Source organism: Ruegeria sp. L12 (assembly GCF_056531745.1).
This window is the reverse complement of record NZ_JBQFMH010000004.1, coordinates 130,047-150,542: the sequence shown is the minus strand read 5'-3', so window position 1 is coordinate 150,542 and position 20,496 is coordinate 130,047. Positions and strand designations below refer to the sequence as shown.

Annotated in this window: 18 protein-coding genes and 1 riboswitch; of the genes, 7 read left to right on the top strand and 11 right to left on the bottom strand. The window is 60.3% G+C overall.

The genetic code is table 11. The annotated features are described in order from the left end of the window. Window positions 1-2: 2 nt before the first annotated feature. From thiS to dnaK, 5 genes are all read right to left on the bottom strand, one after another. Window positions 3-197: a sulfur carrier protein ThiS gene (gene thiS, locus ACR0K9_RS08460; RefSeq protein WP_480822288.1), complete on the bottom strand. Its 195-nt coding sequence runs from the start codon at window positions 195-197 to the stop codon at window positions 3-5. Further along, entirely contained in the window at window positions 181-1,158 is a 978-nt protein-coding gene (locus ACR0K9_RS08455; RefSeq protein ID WP_480822286.1) for an FAD-dependent oxidoreductase, read from the bottom strand. The genes thiS and ACR0K9_RS08455 overlap by 17 nt, the downstream gene beginning before the upstream one ends. Then, a complete protein-coding gene (gene thiD, locus ACR0K9_RS08450; RefSeq protein ID WP_480822284.1) occupies window positions 1,155-1,958 on the bottom strand; it encodes a bifunctional hydroxymethylpyrimidine kinase/phosphomethylpyrimidine kinase in 804 nt (267 codons plus the stop codon). The genes ACR0K9_RS08455 and thiD overlap by 4 nt, the downstream gene beginning before the upstream one ends. A 46-nt stretch (window positions 1,959-2,004) precedes the next feature. Further along, window positions 2,005-2,111, bottom strand: a riboswitch (TPP riboswitch). 172 nt (window positions 2,112-2,283) lie between these two features. Beyond that, window positions 2,284-3,432 carry a molecular chaperone DnaJ gene (dnaJ, locus tag ACR0K9_RS08445; protein WP_480822282.1) on the bottom strand — a complete coding sequence of 383 codons (1,149 nt, stop codon included), beginning with the start codon at window positions 3,430-3,432 and terminating at the stop codon, window positions 2,284-2,286. A gap of 74 nt (window positions 3,433-3,506) precedes the next feature. Beyond that, a complete protein-coding gene (gene dnaK / locus ACR0K9_RS08440; protein WP_480534987.1) occupies window positions 3,507-5,414 on the bottom strand; it encodes a molecular chaperone DnaK in 1,908 nt (635 codons plus the stop codon). 213 nt (window positions 5,415-5,627) lie between these two features. Between dnaK and ACR0K9_RS08435 the strand changes: the two genes are divergently transcribed. Beyond that, entirely contained in the window at window positions 5,628-6,230 is a 603-nt protein-coding gene (locus ACR0K9_RS08435) for an alpha-ketoglutarate-dependent dioxygenase AlkB family protein (protein WP_480822280.1), read from the top strand. Here the strand turns inward: ACR0K9_RS08435 and ACR0K9_RS08430 are convergent. Beyond that, window positions 6,227-7,048 carry an ABC transporter permease gene (locus ACR0K9_RS08430; RefSeq protein WP_480822278.1) on the bottom strand — a complete coding sequence of 274 codons (822 nt, stop codon included), beginning with the start codon at window positions 7,046-7,048 and terminating at the stop codon, window positions 6,227-6,229. The two genes, ACR0K9_RS08435 and ACR0K9_RS08430, sit on opposite strands and share 4 nt — an antisense overlap. 123 nt (window positions 7,049-7,171) lie before the next feature. Between ACR0K9_RS08430 and cysQ the strand changes: the two genes are divergently transcribed. The 6 genes from cysQ (at window position 7,172) to ACR0K9_RS08400 (ending at window position 14,115) form a co-directional block, all read left to right on the top strand. Beyond that, a complete protein-coding gene (gene cysQ, locus ACR0K9_RS08425; protein WP_480822276.1) occupies window positions 7,172-7,969 on the top strand; it encodes a 3'(2'),5'-bisphosphate nucleotidase CysQ in 798 nt (265 codons plus the stop codon). After that, window positions 7,969-8,769 carry a 3-deoxy-manno-octulosonate cytidylyltransferase family protein gene (locus ACR0K9_RS08420; RefSeq protein WP_480534979.1) on the top strand — a complete coding sequence of 267 codons (801 nt, stop codon included), beginning with the start codon at window positions 7,969-7,971 and terminating at the stop codon, window positions 8,767-8,769. The genes cysQ and ACR0K9_RS08420 overlap by 1 nt, the downstream gene beginning before the upstream one ends. Before the next feature lie 31 nt (window positions 8,770-8,800). Further along, on the top strand, window positions 8,801-9,847 hold the full coding sequence (locus ACR0K9_RS08415) for a glycosyltransferase family 2 protein (protein WP_480534977.1): 1,047 nt from the start codon (window positions 8,801-8,803) through the stop codon (window positions 9,845-9,847). 147 nt (window positions 9,848-9,994) lie between these two features. After that, the gene (locus tag ACR0K9_RS08410; RefSeq protein ID WP_480535072.1) at window positions 9,995-10,981 is read left to right on the top strand and encodes a glycosyltransferase family 2 protein; all 987 of its coding nucleotides are present in this window, start codon (window positions 9,995-9,997) and stop codon (window positions 10,979-10,981) included. Beyond that, entirely contained in the window at window positions 10,978-12,675 is a 1,698-nt protein-coding gene (locus ACR0K9_RS08405) for a DUF5927 domain-containing protein (protein ID WP_480822274.1), read from the top strand. Before ACR0K9_RS08410 ends, ACR0K9_RS08405 begins: the two co-directional genes overlap by 4 nt. Before the next feature lie 6 nt (window positions 12,676-12,681). After that, on the top strand, window positions 12,682-14,115 hold the full coding sequence (locus tag ACR0K9_RS08400; RefSeq protein ID WP_480822272.1) for a nodulation protein NodH: 1,434 nt from the start codon (window positions 12,682-12,684) through the stop codon (window positions 14,113-14,115). On the opposite strand, the gene ACR0K9_RS08395 is transcribed toward ACR0K9_RS08400, so the two are convergent. Genes ACR0K9_RS08395 through ACR0K9_RS08375 form a run of 5 tightly spaced genes read right to left on the bottom strand, consistent with a single transcriptional unit; the run spans window position 14,116 to window position 20,442 of the window. Continuing rightward, window positions 14,116-14,634 (bottom strand): L,D-transpeptidase family protein, encoded by a 519-nt coding sequence (locus tag ACR0K9_RS08395; protein ID WP_480534972.1) that lies wholly within the window; start codon window positions 14,632-14,634, stop codon window positions 14,116-14,118. A gap of 57 nt (window positions 14,635-14,691) precedes the next feature. Continuing rightward, window positions 14,692-15,477, bottom strand: a complete 786-nt coding sequence (locus tag ACR0K9_RS08390) for an ion transporter (RefSeq protein ID WP_480822270.1) — start codon at window positions 15,475-15,477, stop codon at window positions 14,692-14,694. 17 nt (window positions 15,478-15,494) lie between these two features. Then, entirely contained in the window at window positions 15,495-16,724 is a 1,230-nt protein-coding gene (locus ACR0K9_RS08385) for a class I SAM-dependent RNA methyltransferase (RefSeq protein WP_480822268.1), read from the bottom strand. A 50-nt stretch (window positions 16,725-16,774) separates the two neighbouring features. Beyond that, window positions 16,775-18,607 carry an ABC transporter ATP-binding protein gene (locus tag ACR0K9_RS08380; protein WP_480822266.1) on the bottom strand — a complete coding sequence of 611 codons (1,833 nt, stop codon included), beginning with the start codon at window positions 18,605-18,607 and terminating at the stop codon, window positions 16,775-16,777. Continuing rightward, on the bottom strand, window positions 18,604-20,442 hold the full coding sequence (locus tag ACR0K9_RS08375) for an ABC transporter ATP-binding protein (protein WP_480822264.1): 1,839 nt from the start codon (window positions 20,440-20,442) through the stop codon (window positions 18,604-18,606). The genes ACR0K9_RS08380 and ACR0K9_RS08375 overlap by 4 nt, the downstream gene beginning before the upstream one ends. Window positions 20,443-20,496 lie beyond the last annotated feature (54 nt).

The following is a 20,496-nucleotide window of genomic DNA, read 5'->3' as shown; positions in this document are numbered from 1 at the left end:
CCTCAACCTCCCTGCATCGGAGCAACCACTTCGACCCGGTCGCCATCCGCCAGCTTGTGGGCGATGCGTAGGCTGGAGGGCACGAAATCCTCGTTCACCGCCGTGGCAACGCGGCCCGAGAAGCCGCATTCCTCCAGCAGCTCTGACAGGGTTTCGGCGCGCACGTCGCGCGGCGCGCCGTTAAGCACGATCTTCATCGACCATCTCCGAATGTTTGTTTTCCAGCGCCAGATCGGCCACGCCCTGCGCCAGGGCCGGAGCCAGCAGATAGCCATGGCGATACAGCCCGTTGGCATAGATCGTCCGCCCCAGGCGCCGGATACGCGGCAGGTTGTCCGGAAAGGCGGGGCGCAGATCGACGCCGATTTCCAGCACCTCAGCCTCACCAAAAGCCGGGTTCAGCGCATAAGCCGCGCTGAGCAGTTCCAGCATCGAACGGGCGGTGATCCGGCTGCTGTCCTCGGATTCAATCATCGTTGCGCCCAGCATGTAGACGCCGTCGCCGCGCGGCACGATATAGAGCGGCATACGCGGATGCAGCAGGCGCACCGGGCGGGTCAGAGTCACGTCGGGGCATCGGATCACCAGCATCTCACCCTTCACACCGCGCAGGTCGTGCAGGATTTCACGCGCGTGGAGCCCGCGGCAATCAATGGCATTTTCAAGCCGCGCGGGGGCGAGTTTGCGGTGAAACACAACCCCTCGATCCTTCAGGTCGCGGCATAAATCCAGCATGGCCTGTCGGGGGTCGAGATGGGCCTCGTCCGTGAAATGCAGGCCCCTGCTGAACCCGTGTAGATCAGGCTCTAACATGGCGATATCGCCGTTACTGACCTCTTGAAACCCGCGCGTACGACGAGCAAAGCGGCGCAAGTCCGGCAGGTCACGGGGATTAGCCACAACCAGCGTGCCACATTGATGCACCTGCGTGCGGGCAGTCCACCAGTCGATGGCCATCTGCCCCAATCGCAACACCGGTTCTTCGGCGTTTTCGAATTCGCACCAGCGGGCCAGCATCCCCCCGGCCCACCAGGAACAGCCATGCGGACCCGGTGGGCCGCCCGGATCATACACCTGCACCTGCGCCCCGCGCGAAACCAGTTCACTGGCCACTGCCAGACCGGCGACACCTGCCCCGATGACGGACCAGACCATCACGCGGGCCAGACCCGGTAAAAGTGATGTACCGGCCCGTGGCCCCGACCGATCTTCAGATCATCCGCCGCCGAGATTGCGCCCTGCAGATAGCCATGCGCCTGCGCGACAGCATCCACGAGCGTGAGGTCCCGGGCCAGACCAGCAGCTATCGAAGAGGACAGAGTGCAGCCGGTGCCATGGGTGTTTCTGGTCTCCTGCCGCGGTGCCTTGAATTCATAGACCGGCCCCGAGGCTTCGATCAGCAGATCGCGGCAAACATCCCCGGTGCCATGCCCCCCCTTCATCAGAACAGATTTCGCGCCCAACGCACACAGCGCCCGACCCTGAGCATTCATGTCTTCAGGCGTCTCAGCTGAGGGTCGATCGAGCAACCGCGCGGCCTCGGGCAGGTTCGGGGTCAGCACCGTCGCGCGCGGCAACAGAAGCTCTCGCAACGTCTGAACCGCCTCATCCGCCAGCAGAGCATCCCCTGATTTGGCAGTCATGACCGGATCGAGCACGATAGGACCTTCGAAACCAGAAGTTGCATCCGCCACCGCCTGAATGATGTCAGGTGTGGCCAGCATGCCGATCTTGATCGCCCGCACATCAAGATCACCGAGGACTGCATTGATCTGTGCTGTGATCACATCCAATGGGATGCCATGCACGGCTGTCACGGCTCGGGTGTTTTGCGCGGTCACAGCTGTTATGACACTGGCGCCATAAACGCCCAAAGCTGACATGGCCTTCAAATCGGCCTGTATTCCCGCCCCGCCGCCACTGTCGGATCCGGCGATTGTCAACGCAATAGGTGCCATCCGTGTGCTCCATCTGTTTGAGGGCAACGGGGGCATGGAAAACGTCTGATTTGTTGAGACCGTTCCCTACGCCGGTATTGCCCGGATCAGGTTCGATGGGTTGATGCAACAGCACCTCTCAGCCCCTTCATCAGGGCACCCCAACGGTTGGCGCGGAACATCTCAGGGAAGGAGGAAAGACGCAAGGTGTTTTTTGCGAGGCTCTGCCTCGCGCTCCGGGATATTTTTGGCCAGATGAAGCAGGGGATCCCAACTTCATCTGGCTATAAATATCTCGGGGGAGTCGCCCAAAGGGCGGCGGGGACTGAGCCCCCTTGGTGCGGTATCAGCCTTTCATACCGTCCCAGAAGGATTTGACGGAAGAGAAAAAGCTTTTTGATTCCGGGTGGTTGTCTTCGCCCAGATCGTCAAACTCGCGCAGCAGTTCTTTCTGGCGGCTGGTCAGATTGACCGGCGTTTCAACAGCCAGTTCAATGAACATGTCACCGATGCCGCCTCCTCGTAGGGCCGGCATGCCTTTGCCGCGCAGGCGCATCTGGCGGCCTGACTGGCTGCCGGCCGGGATTTGGACGCGGCCGCGGCCACCGTCGATGGTGGGCACCTCGATTGACCCGCCCAGCGCAGCCTTGGCCATGCTGACCGGCACGCGGCAATAAAGGTTCACGCTGTCGCGTTCGAACAGCTTGTGGTCGGACACTTCGACGAAGATATAAAGATCACCCGGAGGGCCGCCGCGCATTCCGGCCTCGCCCTCGCCCGCCAAACGGATGCGGGTGCCGGTCTCGACACCGGCAGGGATGTTGACCGACAGGGCGCGCTCTTTTTCGACGCGACCGGCGCCACCACAGGATTTACAGGGGTTCTTGATGATCTGCCCCAGACCGGAACAGGTCGGGCAGGTGCGCTCAACGGTGAAAAAGCCCTGCTGCGCGCGAACCTTACCCATCCCCGAACAGGTCGGGCAGGCGGTGGGTTCGACGCCACCTTCGGTCCCTGTACCTTCACAGGACGAACAGGCCACCGCCGTGGGCACATTGATGGTTTTCTGCAGGCCAGCATAGGCCTCTTCCAGCGTCACCCGCAGGTTGTAGCGCAGGTCAGATCCGCGTGCGGCACGGCGTCCGCCGCCGCCCCGCTGACCGCCCATGAAGTCGCCGAACAGATCGTCGAACACATCCGAGAACGCGCTTGAGAAATCGCCCTGCCCAAAGCCACCGCCGGGACGACCACCGCCGCCGCCCATGCCGTTTTCGAAGGCGGCGTGGCCAAAGCGATCATAGGCGGCTTTTTTGTCGGCATCGCGCAGCACGTCATAGGCCTCGTTGGCCTCTTTGAACTGCGACTCGGCATCAGGATTGTCCTTGTTGCGATCAGGATGCAATTCCTTGGCTTTCTTGCGAAAGCCCTTCTTGATCTCATCCGCAGAAGCGCCCTTGGACACACCGAGCACTTCGTAATAGTCGCGTTTGGACATCAGTTCTTCCTTCTGCCTCAACGTAATTGGGCCGGCCCGGCAACCGGACCGGCCCAAATTGGCCCGGTTACCCGTTAGTTACGCTTGTCGTCGTCCAGATCTTCGAACTCGGCGTCGACAATGTCATCTTCACCCGGCGCTGCGTCGGCGGCTGCGGGCTCATCTTCGCCCTCTTCCGCTTGCGCCTTGTAGATCGCCTCACCCAGTTTCATGGCCGCCTCAGTGACGTTCTGGATGCCCGACTTGATCTTGTCGGCATTATCCGATTCCAGCTCATCCTTGAGCGCGGCAACCGCCAGTTCGATCGCTTCGACGGTCGACGGATCGACCTTGTCGCCATGTTCCTCGATCGATTTCTCGGTCGCGTGGACAAGGCTTTCGGCCTGGTTTTTGGCTTCGACCAGCTCTTTGCGGGCCTTGTCTGCCTCGGCGTTTTCCTCGGCGTCCTTGACCATCTTTTCGATGTCGTCATCCGACAGACCGCCCGAGGCCTGAATGGTGATCTTCTGCTCTTTGCCGGTGCCTTTGTCCTTGGCCGAAACCGAGACAATGCCGTTGGCATCGATATCAAAAGTCACCTCGATCTGAGGCATACCGCGCGGTGCGGGCGGGATCTCTTCCAGATTGAACTGACCTAGGATCTTGTTGTCCGCAGCCATTTCACGCTCACCCTGGAACACGCGGATGGTGACGGCGTTCTGGTTGTCCTCGGCGGTCGAGAAGACCTGAGACTTCTTGGTCGGGATCGTGGTGTTGCGGTCGATCAGGCGGGTGAACACGCCACCCAGCGTTTCGATGCCCAGCGACAGCGGGGTCACGTCCAGCAGAACAACGTCTTTGACGTCGCCCTGCAGAACACCGGCCTGAATGGCGGCGCCCATCGCAACCACTTCGTCCGGGTTCACACCCTTGTGCGGCTCTTTGCCGAAGAATTTGGTGACCTCTTCGATCACTTTCGGCATCCGGGTCATACCACCGACCAGAACGACCTCATCCACGTCACCCGCCGACAGGCCCGCGTCTTTCAGAGCGGCTTGACAAGGCTTCATCGACTTCTTGATCAGGTCGCCGACCAGCGATTCCAGCTTGGCACGGGTCAGTTTCATGACCATGTGCAGCGGCTGACCGTTCGAACCCATCGAGATGAACGGCTGGTTGATTTCGGTCTGCGAGGTCGAGGACAGCTCGATCTTGGCTTTTTCAGCGGCTTCTTTCAGACGCTGCAGGGCCATCTTGTCAGCGGACAGATCGACACCGTGTTCCTTTTTGAACTCATCTGCCAGGTAGTTGACGATGCGCATGTCAAAGTCTTCACCACCCAGGAAGGTGTCACCATTGGTCGACTTGACCTCGAACAGGCCGTCGTCGATTTCCAGGATGGTCACGTCGAAGGTACCGCCACCAAGGTCATAAACCGCGATGGTTTGGGTTTCTTCCTTGTCCAGACCATAGGCCAGAGCGGCGGCGGTCGGTTCGTTGATGATCCGCAGCACTTCGAGACCAGCGATTTTACCGGCGTCTTTGGTGGCCTGACGCTGTGCGTCGTTGAAATATGCCGGAACGGTGATAACCGCCTGCGTGACGTCCTCACCCAGATAGCTTTCCGCAGTTTCCTTCATCTTGCCCAGAGTGAAGGCCGAGATCTGGCTTGGGGAGTACTTTTCACCGCGGGCTTCAACCCACGCGTCACCATTGCCGCCATCGACGATGGCGTACGGCACCATTTTCTTATCTTTTTCGACTTCTGCATCATCCACACGACGACCGATCAGGCGCTTGACGCCAAAGATCGTGTTGTCGGGGTTGGTGACCGCCTGACGTTTTGCAGGCTGACCGACCAGACGCTCATCTTCGGTGAAGGCGACGATCGAGGGCGTGGTCCGCGCCCCTTCGGCGTTTTCGATGACCTTCGGCTGAGAGCCGTCCATGATGGCCACACACGAGTTGGTGGTACCGAGGTCAATCCCGATTACTTTTCCCATATTTTCAATCCCTTTCTCTTCAAGGCGATGTCCCGAGGGTTGGACCCGTTGCGGCATCCTGCCCCCGATTGATGTGCGCGACAGCACTACACCATCGCGCGTCGAGGCGTATATAAGGGCGCAATCTGGGGCCTGCAAGCGTTCAGAAACGCAGGTTTTCGGGATTCTGTGGCCTTTTTTGGCAAGGTTTTGGCAAGGTTTGGGGATTCTTGAATGGCGCGGCTGGTTTTGCGCGGATTTGATATTCGCAAGGGTTATCTGGATGCGGCGGCGCAAACCGGCCTGATCGATCTGCTGCGGCCGATTCTGAAAGCGGCGCCGCTGTATCGGCCCGTTACGCCTTCGGGCAAAGAGATGTCGGTGCGCATGACCTCGGCTGGGGCGCTGGGTTGGGTGACGGACCGGGCGGGGTATCGGTATCAGGACAGCCATCCGAAGGGCATGACATGGCCCGCAATCCCCGATGAAATCCTTGCGGTCTGGCAGGACCTGACCGGTGCGGACCGGCAGCCCGATTGCTGCCTGATCAACTACTATGGTGAAGGAACCAGGATGGGCCTGCATCAGGACAAGGACGAGGCTGATTTTTCCTGGCCCGTGCTGTCAATTTCACTGGGCGATGACGCGCTGTTCCGCATCGGCAACACCACGCGCGGCGGCAAGACGGAATCGACCTGGCTGAGCTCGGGCGATGTGGTGATCATGGGCGGAGACGCAAGACTGGCCTATCATGGGGTGGATCGCATCCGGTTCGGTTCGTCCCGGCTGCTGCCCAAGGGCGGACGCATCAACCTGACGCTGCGGGTCGCGACCTAACGGCGTGCGTCCCAGCTTTTTGACACCTGCTTGCGAGTGTAGAACTCGGCCAGAAGCCCGATCATCGTCAGAACGATGCCGACCCAAAGCGCATATTCCCAGCTGGAATTGCGCGGGAAATAGTTGCGAAACACAAAGCCCCGGCATTGATCGATGATGTGAAACAGCGGGTTCCAGGCAAACATGGTCAGCATGAAACCGCCCAGCGCATTGCCCACGAACATCTTGCCGGAAAACACCATGTTCATGCGGCGGTACATATTGTTCAAAATCCCCGTGACACTCGGAAACCACGGAGTGATCGCCAGGAACACCAATCCCACCGCGCAACCGGTGAACCACGCCAATACCAGCATCGCAAAGGCGCCGCCGGGCTCCTGAATCTCAAGCGGGGACACCGTGACGCTATAGACAAACAGGATCACCAGGATCGAAACTAGCTGCGTGTAAAGAGCGCCGAATGCCTTTGCCGACAACATCACCATCATCGTCATCGGTGAATGCAGGGTCATCGGGTTATTGCCCGTTCCCACGCTGGAAACCGCACTGACAGATTTGATATGTGTGATGAACAGAAATACCCCCGAGAGCAGATAAAGAATGAACTCTCCCCGGATTTTTGCGACCCGCGTGCCCATGATGGACAACAGAAAATAGAAAGCCGTTGCAACCACAACCACCTGCAGAATGTTGATCACAATCGCCAAAACAGCATTTGAATGCTGGTTGCGAATATTGCGCACCACCGCATGAAAAATCAGCTCGGCCGTGGTAAGGGCCCCGCCCAGCAATGTCTGATTTCGTTGGTACCTGAACACCCGACCGCTCTTTTCTGCTGCGTTGCCTGCGACTGTGGCACGAAATTCTTGCCGTTCCGTATCCGCCGCATCATAAGTCCGTCAGTAATACGGATCAACAAACCACAGGAACGGAGCATTTTTGTGACCTATGACGCCCTGATACCTATCATCCGGCGACTGGCCCTGCAGGCCGGAGACAAGATCATGCAGATCTATGAGGCGGATGATTTCGACGTCAAAGTCAAATCCGATGCCAGCCCGGTGACCGAGGCGGATGAGGCGGCGGATGCGCTGATCTCGGCCGGATTGCGCGAGGCGTTTCCCGATATCCTGCTGGTGACCGAGGAACAGGCAACCTCGCATACGGAAAAGGGCGAGACCTTCCTGATCGTTGATCCGCTGGACGGCACCAAGGAATTCATCAACCGGCGCGGCGATTTCACGGTGAACATTGCGTTGGTTGAAAACGGCGTGCCGACGCGTGGCGTGGTCTATGCCCCCGCGCGCGGCCGCATGTTCTATACGCAGTCAAACGGGCAATCGGTTGAGGAAACCGGCGCATTGGACAAGGATCAACCGGGTGAGGTGACGCCGATATCAGTCTCTAAACCGGACAATTCGGCGTTGATGATCGTTGCCTCAAAATCCCACCGGGATCAGGCGACCGAAGATTACATCAATAAATATCAGGTCCGTGACAGCAAAAGCGCCGGGTCTTCGCTGAAATTCTGTCTGGTCGCGACCGGCGAGGCCGATCTCTACCCGCGCGTGGGCCGCACGATGGAGTGGGACACCGCCGCGGGCCACGCCGTGCTGACCGGTGCGGGCGGAGATGTGGTGCGCTTTGACGATCATTCGCCGCTGACCTATGGCAAGGACGGCTATGCCAATCCGTTTTTCATCGCCTATGCTCCGGGCGTAGACCTGAAGGAAGCCTGATGTCCGTATTGATCGCCATTCCCGCCCGCTATGCCTCGACCCGGTATCCGGGCAAACCGTTGGTGCCGCTCACCGGTGCTAATGGCACCAGCATGACCCTGATCGAGCGGTCGTGGCGCGCGGCGATTTCCGTCTCGGGCGTGGACCGGGTGGTTGTGGCCACCGATGATGACCGCATCCGCGAGGTCGCCGAGGGGTTCGGGGCCGAGGTGGTGATGACCTCGGACACCTGCCGCAATGGCACTGAACGCTGCACCGAGGCGCATGCGGCCCTGGGCGGTGGTTATGACATCGTGGTCAACCTGCAGGGCGATGCACCGCTGACACCGCATTGGTTTGTCGAGGATCTGATCACCGGTCTGCGCAACGCGCCGGAGGCCGGTGTTGCCACCCCGGTTCTGCGCTGCGACGGCGATGCGCTGAACGGGTTGCTGAACGACCGCAAACATGGCCGCGTGGGCGGCACCACCGCGGTGTTCGGCAATGACCACAGCGCGTTGTATTTCTCGAAAGAGGTGATCCCCTTTACCTCGGATACCTATGCCAGCACCGATCCGACCCCGGTCTTTCACCATGTCGGCGTCTATGCCTATCGCCCGGATGCGCTGGCTGCCTATCCCGGCTGGACCAGCGGCCCGCTGGAGACGCTGGAAGGGCTGGAGCAACTGCGCTTCATGGAAAACGGCCGCAAGGTTCTGTGCGTCGAGGTCGAAGCCAAGGGCCGCCAGTTCTGGGAGCTGAACAACCCGCAGGACGTCGCCAAGATCGAAGAGATGATGGCCGCCATGGGGTTGGAATGACCCATATTCCGATGACCGGCTGCTATCGGGCATGAGCGCCACCGAACAGCCGCCGGGTTGGCTGCAGCGCTATAAGCTGCGCCTCAAACGCAGGCGGCTGTTGTGGCGGTCGTTTCGCAGCCGCCATCAGCTGACGGCGCTGTCGGATCGCACCCGCCAGATCAGGCCGGGCGGCATTCTGACCTTCACCACCCTGCGTAATGAGATCGCCCGTCTGCCCTGGTTCCTCCATCACTATCGCGCGCTTGGCGTGGACCACTTTCTGATGGTGGACAATGGCAGCGACGATGGCTCGGTGGCTTATCTGGCGGAACAGCCCGACGTGTCGCTGTGGCAGACCGGTGCCAGCTATCGCGCCGCGCGGTTTGGGCTGGATTGGCTGACATGGCTGCAGATGCGCTATGGCCACGGTCACTGGACGCTGATGGTCGATGCAGATGAGTTGCTGATCTACGCCCATCACGACATGCGCCCGCTGCAAGACCTGACCGCATGGCTGGACGCACAAGGCCAGCCCGCCTTTGGTGCCCTCATGCTGGATTTGTATCCCAAAGGTCCTTTGGGGACGCAGAGCCATGATCCCGCGACCGATCCGACCCGGACCCTGAACTGGTTCGATCCCGGTCCCTATCGCGCCCGGCGCCAGCAGCCGCTGGGTAATCTGTGGGTCCAGGGCGGCGTGCGAGAGCGGGCATTCTTTGCCGATCAGCCGTCGAAATCCCCGACGCTGAACAAGATCCCTCTGGTGCGTTGGTCGCGGCGCATGGCGTATGTGAACTCCTGCCATTCCGCCCTGCCATGCGGATTGAACTTTGCCTATGACAGACCCGGTGGGCAGGCCCCGTCGGGCGTGTTGCTGCACACAAAGTTTCTGCCCGGGATTATCGAGAAATCCCGGTTCGAAAAGAAACGCCGTCAGCATTTCCATGATCCCGATCAGTTCAGCGCCTATTACGACGGGATCATCAGCGGCCCGGACCTGTGGACCCCGCAATCGCAAAAACTGCGCGATTGGCAGCAGTTGCAGGCGCTCGGCCTGATGAATGCGGCGGGGTTTGAGGCCACAGTGGGGAAGTAAACCGGATTTAAACCCGTTGCCTCGCAAGGTGCGGAAATGTCATAAAACGATAATGCTCCGGCACCACTCAGGCCTCAGGCGGCCCCGGGCAGACGCGCGTATCAAAAAGGATAGGGCAGCCGCGTGAGCCTTTTGGATTCCTATCGCATGAGATTGCGGCGCAAGCGCCGCCTGTTGCGCTGTCTGCGCAAACGGCGCGAGCTGAAGGCGATCAGCAACCGGACCGCACAAATCCGCCCCGCGGACGTTTTGTTGATGAGCGTGGTGCGAAACGAAAAAATCCGACTGCCTTATTTTCTGGACTACTATCGCAAGCTGGGCGTCAGCCATTTCCTGTTCGTCGACAACAACAGCGACGACGGCACGCGCGAATATCTCTCGGACCAGCCAGACGTGTCGCTGTGGTGGACTGATGCCAGTTACAAGCGGTCAACTTATGGGGTGGACTGGTCGAACTATCTGCTGCGCAGCTACGCCCATGACCATTGGGTGCTGACGGTCGATCCGGACGAATTTCTGATCTACCCGTTTTGCGACACCCGCCCCATCGGCGCGCTGACCGACTGGCTGGAGGATACCGGCGTGCGCAGCTTTGGCACCATGCTGATCGATATGTATCCCGAAGGCACCATCGGGGATGCGCCCTATCAGGAAGGGCAGAACCCGTTCGAGCTGGCGCCGTGGTTTGACGCCGGGAACTACATGATCACCCGCAACCCGACCTATGGAAACCTGTGGATACAGGGCGGTGCGCGGGCGCGGGTGTTCTTTCAGGACGCGCCAAAGAAAGCCCCTGCCCTGAACAAGATCCCGCTGGTGAAATGGCATCGCCGCTATGCCTATGTCAGCTCGACCCATGCGCTGCTGCCGCGCGGGCTCAATCAGGTCTACGAGGAAAAAGGCGGCGAAAAGACCAGCGGTGCGCTGCTGCATGCCAAGCTGATCGACACGCTGGGTGACAAGGCGCGCGAAGAGATGCAACGCGGCGAGCATTATCGCGCCTCGGGCGAATACAAGGCCTATGCGGCGCAGCTGGAGGACAAACCGGTTTTCTGGAACAGATGGTCCGAGAAATATATCAACTGGCGCCAGCTTGAGATCCTTGGCCTGATGTCGAAAGGGAACTGGGCATGAGCCTCGGCGTCGTCATGCTGGTGCACACCGCGCTGGACCGGGTCGAGCAGGTGGCGCGCCATTGGACGGCTTCGGGCTGCCCGGTGGTGATCCATGTGGATCGCAAGGTGGACAAGGGAACCTATGGCGAATTTATCGCCGCGTGCGCCGACAATCCGTTGATCCTGTTTTCTGACCGGCATGTCTGCGAGTGGGGCGGCTGGGGCATCGTTGCCGCCTCGCAATCCGCCGCCACACTGATGCTGGAACGGTTTCCCGAGGTTCGGCATGTCTATCTGTCATCGGGGGCCTGCCTGCCGCTGCGCCCTGTCGGCGAACTGATCGACTATCTGGCCGACCGCCCCCGAGTCGATTTTATCGAAAGCGCCACAACACGGGATGTCAGCTGGACCATGGGTGGTCTGGACCTAGAGAGGTTCACCCTGCGCTTCCCCTTCTCATGGCGCAAACAGCGCAGATTGTTCGACGCCTATGTCCGTCTACAGCGGGCATTGGGGTTGCGCCGCACCATTCCTGAAGAACTGGTGCCCCATATGGGCAGCCAATGGTGGTGCCTGACCCGGCAGACCCTGTCCGCCATTCTGCAGGACCCCAAGCGCAAGGACTATGACCGATATTTCCGGCGCGTCTGGATACCTGATGAGAGTTATTTCCAGACACTGGCGCGGCTGTATTCGACCCATATCGAAAGCCGGTCGCTGACCCTGTCGAAGTTCGACTATCAGGGCCGGCCCCACATGTTCTATGACGATCATCTGCAGCTGCTGCGCCGATCCGATTGCTTTGTGGCCCGCAAAGTCTGGCACAAGGCAGATCGGCTGTATCAGTCCTTTCTGACCGATCAGAACAGCGCCATGACCCCGGCCGAGCCCAATCCGGGCAAGATCGACCGGCTGTTCTCGAAGGCGGTTGAACGGCGCGTTCGCGGGCGCGACGGGCTGTATATGCAAAGCCGGTTTCCGCGCCAGAATGCGGAGCTAAGCCTGACCGCATTTCCGTATTCAGTGTTTCAAGGTTTTGCCGAATTGTTCGAGGATTTCGAACCCTGGCTGGCCAACATCACCGGTGCGCGGGTGCATGGCCGCCTGTTTCACCCTGATCGCGCGCAGTTTGCAGGCCTGGAAAACCTGATCAATGGCGGTCTGAGCGACTGCGCCACCCTGCGCGACTATAACCCCGAGGCGTTTCTGTCGAACCTGATCTGGAACACGCGGGGAGAGCAGCAATGTTTCCAGTTCTGTCCACTGGACACACAAAAGATCAACGACTTTCTGGCGCGGGACAAGAACGCCCGGATTTCGGTTGTGAGCGGTGCCTGGGCCGTGCCACTGTTCCGCTCGAACATGAACTTCGCCGATATCCGGTGCGAGGCCGCGCGGTTGCAACAACTGGAAACCAAACAACTGGAGTTGCTGGACACGGCCTGCGCCAAGGCCCGCATCCGGATCTGGACGATGGCGGATCTCGTCGAATCTCCGATGGACCCGCTGCAAACAATCCTTGAGGACATGGGCGCCCCGCAGCCCAACCATCTGACCGAGGCGCCGAAAATGGTGGATCTGACCGGGTTCGGGCGGTTCCTGCAAAACCTGAAAAATCAGGGGATGCACCCGTATCTGATGGGGGATTTTCCGGTCGATGACGTGTTCGGTGCGCAGCCCAAGACCTTCAAGAAACCCTATCTGGTTCAGTAATCCGAAATGACCCGCGCCTTTGACACTTTCGTCGTGCTCGCCGATATGCGCACAGGGTCGAACCTGCTGGAACAGCATCTGAATGCGTTCGACGGCGTCACCTGCCATGGCGAGGCGTTCAACCCCTATTTCGTGGGCCTGCCGAAACTGGATCAGCTTCTGGGCTTTACCCTGAAGGATCGCGATGCCGACCCGGCAGCCCTGATCAAGGCGATCCGGAACGCCCCTGGCGCGATCAACGGTTTTCGCTTTTTCAGTGATCATGACATTCGGGGGCTCGCACCCGTGCTGGATGATCCGCGCTGCGCCAAGATCCTCCTGTCCCGCAATCCGCTGGACAGCTATCTGTCGTGGAAAATCGCAAATGCGACCAAACAATGGAAGCTGGTGAATATCAAACAGCGGCGTGAGGCGCAGGTGACGTTCGACGCGGATGAATTCGCCGAACAGCTGGAGCAGCGGCAGGGGTTTCAGCAGACCATGCTGAACCATTTGCAAAAGACCGGTCAGGTGCCGTTCTGCATCGACTATGAAGACCTGAACGATCTTGAGGTCCTGAACGGACTGGTTGCCTGGCTGGGGGTCGATACGCGGCTTGAAGTGCTGGACCAGCATCTGAAACGCCAGAACCCCGAACCTGCCCTGTCGAAGGTGACAAACCCTGACGATATGGCCCGCGCGCTGTCGCATCAGGACCGGTTCAACCTGCATCACATTCCCAGTTATGAACCGAAACGCGGGGCTGCGGTGTCGCGATATGTGGCCGCGCCGCAAACACCGCTCATGTATCTGCCAGTGCGTGGTGGGCCTGAGGTTGAGGTGGCGCAATGGCTGGCCGATCTGGACGGGGTCGAAACGGATGAGCTGCTGACCGGGCGCAATCAGAAACAGGTTCGCGCGTGGATGCAGTCCCGTCCCGGACATCGCAAATTCACCGTTTTGCGCCACCCGCTGGCGCGCGCACATGAGGTGTTCTGCACACGTATCCTTGGCACCGGGCCGGGCGCCTACAAGAAAATCCGTAACATGCTGCGCCGCCGGTACGAGCTGCCGATCCCTGAGAAGCTTGATCTGGGCACATATACACGTGACCAGCATCGCACGGCGTTTGCGGCTTATCTCGAAATGCTGCAACGCATTCTGGCGGGTCAAACGCCGATCCGGATCGACGGGGAATGGTGCGGTCAGGCGCAAACGCTTGAAGGAATGGCCAGCTTCGCCTTACCCGATCTGATCCTGCGCGAGGAAGAGATGCCCACCGCACTGCCTGCGCTTGCAGGCACATTGGGTTACCCTGCCCCGAACGTCCCGAACCCGCCGCACGCCGACACGCCCTTTACACTGGAACAGATCTACGACGCCCAGCTTGAGGCGCTGGCCGTGAAAGCCTACCAGCGCGACTATGTGCAGTTCGGGTTTGAGGCCTGGAAACCGCTTTGATCAGGCGCGCAGGGTGATGACCGTGCCCTCGTTCACCATCGCATAGATCTCTTCAATCTCATCGTTTTTGACCGCGATACAGCCAGCAGTCCAGTCCGGTGTTTTCTTGGCGCGCTTGCGTTCGGACCGCTTGTTGGGTTGTCCGTGGATAAAGATATCGCCCCCCGGATCGACACCCGCAGCCTTGGCCTGTGCGATATCGGCAGAGTTCGGGTAGGAAATCCCCAGCGACAGATGGTAACGGCTGCGCGGATTGCGCCGGTCGATCAGATAGGTGCCTTCGGGGGTGCGCCCGTCGCCCTTTTTGGTCTTGGTCCCGCTTGGCGCAAAGCCAAGATCAACCTTGTATTCCTTCAGAATCTGCTCGTTATGCAGAAGATAGAGTTTGCGCGCACCTTTATTGATGACCAATGAGGTCACCTCGGGTCCGTTATAAGGAAGAAATCTGGGGCTGGCTGAGGCACATGCCGAAAGGCTCAGCGTTGCCATCGCCCCTAATCCAAATGCTCGACGATCCATAGTTTCACTGCCTGCAATTTTTTTTCAGCATTATGCCAAAAAATCGCAAAACTGAAATCACTTTTTGCTGTTCATCTGTTCGACAAGACGTTGCTCTATGGCTTCCAGCCGTTCCAACACCTCATCACGATATGCGTCGGTTTTCACCTCATCCTCGGCGTGGTGCGCGTCCTGCATCGAGTTCACGATCAGACCGACCAGCAGGTTCACCACCGCAAACGTGGTCACCATGATGAAGGGCACAAAGAACAGCCAGGCGTAGGGATAGACCTCCATCACCGGTCGGACGATGCCCATGGACCAGCTTTCCAGCGTCATGATCTGGAACAACGTATAGGCGGACAGGCCCAGATCGCCAAACCAATCGGGAAAGGTGACCGAGAACAGCTTGGTCGCGATCACCGCGCCGATATAGAACAGGATCGCCATCAGCAGGAACACGCTGGCCATGCCCGGCAGCGCCGAGATAAACCCTTCGACCACCCGGCGCAGGCGCGGCGCGACCGAGATGACGCGCAGCACCCGCAGGATACGCAACGCCCGCAGCACCGACAGGCCCGCGCCGCCGGGAACCAGCGCAATGCCGACAATCACGAAATCGAAGACATTCCAGCCGCTGGTAAAAAACCGGCGCCCGGTGGCGACCAGCTTCATCGCAATTTCCGCCACAAAGATGGCAAGGCAAACGCTGTCCAGCGTCGCGATCACCGGGCCTGCAGCCTGCATCAGGCTGGGTGAGGTTTCCATCCCCAGCAGCACCGCGTTGAAAATGATGACACCGGTGATGAACCGCCCGAAACCCGGCGCTTCAATGATGGTCAGCAGGTGTTGGGTGATCCCCATTCGGATGGTCCTTCGTGTCAGGATTTCGGGTTCAATGTGAACCGGGCGGCCAGTTCGGTGTGTGACGACCATCGAAACTGGTCAACCACCTGCACCCATTCAAGGGTGTATCCGGCATTAACCAGCATTTTTGCATCCCGCGCGAAGGTGACCGGGTTGCACGACACATAAGCAAGCACCGGGCGTCTGGCCTGCGCCAGCTCGGCCACCTGCGCCTCGGCCCCGGCGCGGGGCGGGTCAATAACAATGGCGTCGAATTTCTGCAGCTCGTCGGACATCAGGGGGCGACGGAACAGGTCGCGTGCCTCAGTCGTGACCTGTTTCAGCCCCTGGGCTTTGCGCCAGCCCTGATCCAGCGCGCGTGTCATCTCGGCCTCGCCCTCGACCGCGTGTGTCTCAGCTGATTGGGCCAGCGGCAAAGAGAAGGTACCGCATCCCGCGAACAGATCGGCAATCCGCTTAGCGCCCTGAGTTGCCTCGGAAACGGCCTGTAACAGAGCCTGTTCTCCGTCTTTTGTGGCCTGCAGGAAAGCCCCGGGCGGCGGGACCACACCGGCGGCGCCAAAGCGCTGCAGGGGCGGTTCCCGCATGGCAATCACCTCATCGTCCCAGCTGAGCCGGGCAAGGCCGTGATGTTCGGTCGCCTGCGCCAGCGCCAGTTCCAGCGGGCCGTCCAGCGGCTTGCCGCCTTTCACCGCCACATCCAGACCGCTTTCGGACAGGGTCAGTGTTACGGCCAGCACACCCTTGCGACTGCCGCCCAGAAGGGCCAGCGCCTCGGCCACCGGGATGGCGGCGATCAGGGCGGGGTGCAGCAGATGGCAATCGGGGATTTCGGTGATCGTGTCCGACGCGCGGCCATGGAACCCGGCCAGAGCGCCCTTTTTGGTGCGCCGCACCGCGATGGTTGCACGGCGACGCGAGTGCTCGGGTGAGGTGTGAATGGGCCGCATCGGGGCATCGAGCCCCTGCGCGGCCAGCGCGTTGCGCACCACCGCAACCTTCCAGTCGGCGACAAAATCATCGGCCGCGTGCTGCAACTGGCAACCACCGCAGGCCCTATAATGGCGGCAGGGCGCTTTGACCCGCTGATCCGACGGGGTTTCAACACGGATGTCGGACAAGACCTGTCCGTCGAGCGTTCCGCTGACCACCTCGCCCGGCAAGGTGCGGGGCGCGTAGACAGGCCCATCGGCGATGCCATCGCCCTGATGGCCAAGGCGGTTTATGGTGTAGTGCTGCGTCATGGGGGCCTGATAGCGGGGGTTTGGGCGCAACAAAACCCCTCTGCGGTGTTTTACTCCGCCGCCTCGGCCTGAATGAACCCGCCCGACTGACGGTGCCAGAACTGGGCATAAAGCCCGCCACGCTCCAGCAGCGCCTCGTGCGTACCGCTTTCCACGATATGTCCGTGATCCAGAACGATGATCCGGTCCATCTCGCTGAGCGTTGATAGGCGATGGGCAATGGCCAGCACCGTCTTGCCCTGCATCACCCGGTGCAAGGCGGCCTGAATCGAAGCCTCGACCTCGGAATCCAGCGCCGAGGTTGCTTCATCCAGCACCAGAATCGGTGCGTCCTTCAGGATGGCGCGTGCGAGCGCAATGCGCTGTCGCTGCCCACCGCTGAGCTTCACCCCACGCTCGCCCAGATGCGCGTCATAACCGGTACGGCCCTGCGCGTCCTCGAGGCCCAGAATGAACTCATGCGCTTCGGCTTTGGTGGCGGCTTCGATCAGCTCGGCTTCGGAGGCATCGGGGCGGCCGTAGAGGATGTTCTCGCGGGCCGAGCGATTGAACATCGCGGTTTCCTGCGTGACCATCCCGATCTGGCGGCGCAGGCTGTCCTGCGTCACTGTCGCGACATCCTGCCCGTCGATGCAAATATCGCCTTTTTCCCCGTCATAGAGCCGCAATAACAGCGAAACCAGGGTAGATTTTCCAGCACCCGAGGCCCCGACAATGCCCAGTTTTTCACCCGGCGCTGCGGTGAAATGCAGATCGGAGACACCGCCAATATCACGACCATAGGCAAAGCTGACGTGATCAAAGGCGATCTCGCCCTCGGTAACGGTCAAAGGCGCTGCATTAGGCGCGTCCTCGACCCGGTTACGCTTGGCCAGCGTGTTCATCCCGTTCTCGATCTCGCCGACATTGGCGTAAAGGCCCATGAGCGTAAAACTGACCCAGCCGGTCATCTGCGAGATGCGGATCGACACTGCCCCTGCGGCCACGATATCCCCAGCCGTCGCCGTACCCACCTGCCACAGCCACAGCGTCGCCCCGATCAGCAGAACCGGCAGCACCCCTGCCAGCACCATCAGGATAAAGCGGAAGCTGGCCGACAGCCTGCCGAAATCCAGAGACCTTTCGCGCAGGTCGACCATCGAGTTGCGCGCGGCCTGATCTTCGAACGCGGAATGGGCGAACAGTTTGACGGTTTTGATGTTGGTGATCGTATCCACCACCTGCCCCGATACCATCGCCCGCGCCCCGGCCCGTGCAGCCGAGCGTTTGCGGATACGCGGCAGATACCAGCGCACCAGCAGAAAATAGACCACCAGCCAACCCGCAAACGGCAGCATCACCAACGGATGAATAGACCCTAACAAAAGCAAAGAGCCCGCAAGCGAGGCCAGCGCAAAGACAATGGCGCTGATCGTCTCGGACACGACCGATGTCATCGCGTTCGAGGTTTGCATCTGTTTCTGTGCGATCCGACCGGCGAAATCATCGTCGAAATAGGTCACCGACTGGCCCAGCGTCCAGCGGTTCAGCTTGGCCAGCACCAGCGGCGCGATATTGGGCATGACGATATAGTTGTTCGACAGCGACGACAGCCCGAACAGCGCCGGACGCAGCAGCATGAAAAACGCCGCAGCCCCCAGGATCATCCACAGATTGCCGCCGGCCCATAGCGTGTCGGGGCCGCTGGCGGTTGCCACATCGATGACACGGCCCAGAATCCAAGCGGTTCCGGCCTCCATCGCGCCTGCGGTAGCCGAAAAGAAGGCGGCCACGAACAGCATCGGCCAGGCCCCGGACAGGCACCAACGGATGAACGCCCCCAGCGTCTGCGGCGGGGGCGTGTCGATGTTTTTGAATGGTTGGATGAGGTCGGCAATCCTCATTCAGCGGCCTCCGGGTTCAGGAAGCCCCCAGATTGCCGCGCCCAGAACTGAGCGTAAAGCCCTCCTTGCGCCAACAGGTCGGAATGACCGCCCTGTTCGACGATGCGGCCACCATCCATCACCAGAATGCGGTCCATCTGCGCAATCGTGCTGAGCCGGTGCGCGATGGCGATCACGGTCTTGCCTTGCATCATGCCGTAGAGCGTTTCCTGAATCGAAGCTTCGACCTCGGAATCTAGGGCGGATGTCGCCTCGTCCAACAGTAAAATCGGCGCGTCTTTCAGGATCACCCGCGCAAGGGTCACACGCTGCCGCTGACCGCCGGACAGTTTCACGCCCCGCTCGCCCACATGCGCATCATAACCGGTGCGACCCTGCGGGTCCTGCAGATCAAGGATGAAGTCATGCGCCTCGGCCTGTTTTGCAGCGTCGATCATCTGCGCCTCGGTGGCGCCGGGACGACCATAGAGGATATTGGCCCGCACCGAACGATGCAGCAGAGCGCTGTCCTGCTGGACCATGCCGATATGGCTGCGCAAGCTGTCCTGCGTCACGGTCGAGATGTCCTGACCGTCGATCAGGATCGCCCCCTGTTCCACGTCATAAAACCGCAAAAGCAGCTTGACCAGGGTCGATTTTCCGGCGCCAGACCGCCCGATCAGGCCGATCTTTTCACCCGGCTTGATGGTCAGATTGATGTGATCCAGCCCACCCGTCTCGCGACCATAATGGTGCGACAGATCGCGGATTTCGATCTGCCCCTGCTCCAGCCGCAGAGGTTCGGCACCGGCACCGTCCAGCAGCTCGATAGGTTGCGCGATGGTCTCCATCCCCTCGGCCACGACACCGAGCTGGCGAAAGAAACTGGTCAGCGCCCACATGATCCAGCCGGTCATCGAGTTGAGCCGCAACGTCAGGGCCGTCGCCGCTGCAACCACCCCGACCGAAGCGCTGCCCTGCATCCACAGAATAAGCGCCCAGCCGACAACCCCGACGATCAACATGCCGTTCAGCGTGACCAGTACCGCATCCATGATGGTGAAGATCCGCATCTCGATCTGGAACGTGCGCCGGGTTTCCTCGATGGCTTCGCGGGCATAGTCCAGTTCCTGCGAGTCATGGGCAAACATCTTGACCGAATGGATGTTGGTATAGCTGTCCACCACCCGTCCCGTCACCGCCGAGCGCGCATCGGACGCGGCCTTGGACGCAGGCCCAACCCGCAAAACCGCCCAGCGCACCAACAGCGCATAAAGCGCGAACCAGATAACCAGCGGCAGCAACAACCGGGGATCGGCTGCCATCAACAAAATCCCCGCGCCGACCAGATAGGCCAGCGAAAACGAAATGGCGTCAAAGACCTGAAAAACAGCCTCGCCCGCCGCAGGAGGGGTCTGCATGATCCGGTTGGCAATGCGACCGGCAAAATCGTTCTCGAACCAGCCAACCGATTGACGCAACACATGTTTATGCGCACGCCATCGGAAGATGGTGCCAATATTCGGTAGGATTGCGTTGTTCAGCAACACCACGTCCGCGACATGGATCAAGGGCCGCAGCAGCAGGACAAATGCGGCCATCAGCATCAGTTCTGTTCCATGTGCCTGCCAGACTTCGGTTGGCGAACCGGACAGCAAATCGACGACGCGACCCATGTAATAGATCAATCCGACCTCAACCGCGGCCACGACAACCGAGATCAGGCCCGTCCACAGGAACACGCGGTAGAAAGGTCGGGTATAGTCCAGCATGAAGGGCCACAGCCGCGTGGGCGGCGTGTCGGTTTCTTCATAGGTGACAAAAGGGTCAACAAGATTTTCAAAATAGCGAAACATGGAGAGTGCTCCGATTGAGCAGATACAAGGTCATGCGAAAAAAGATGGCGCCAG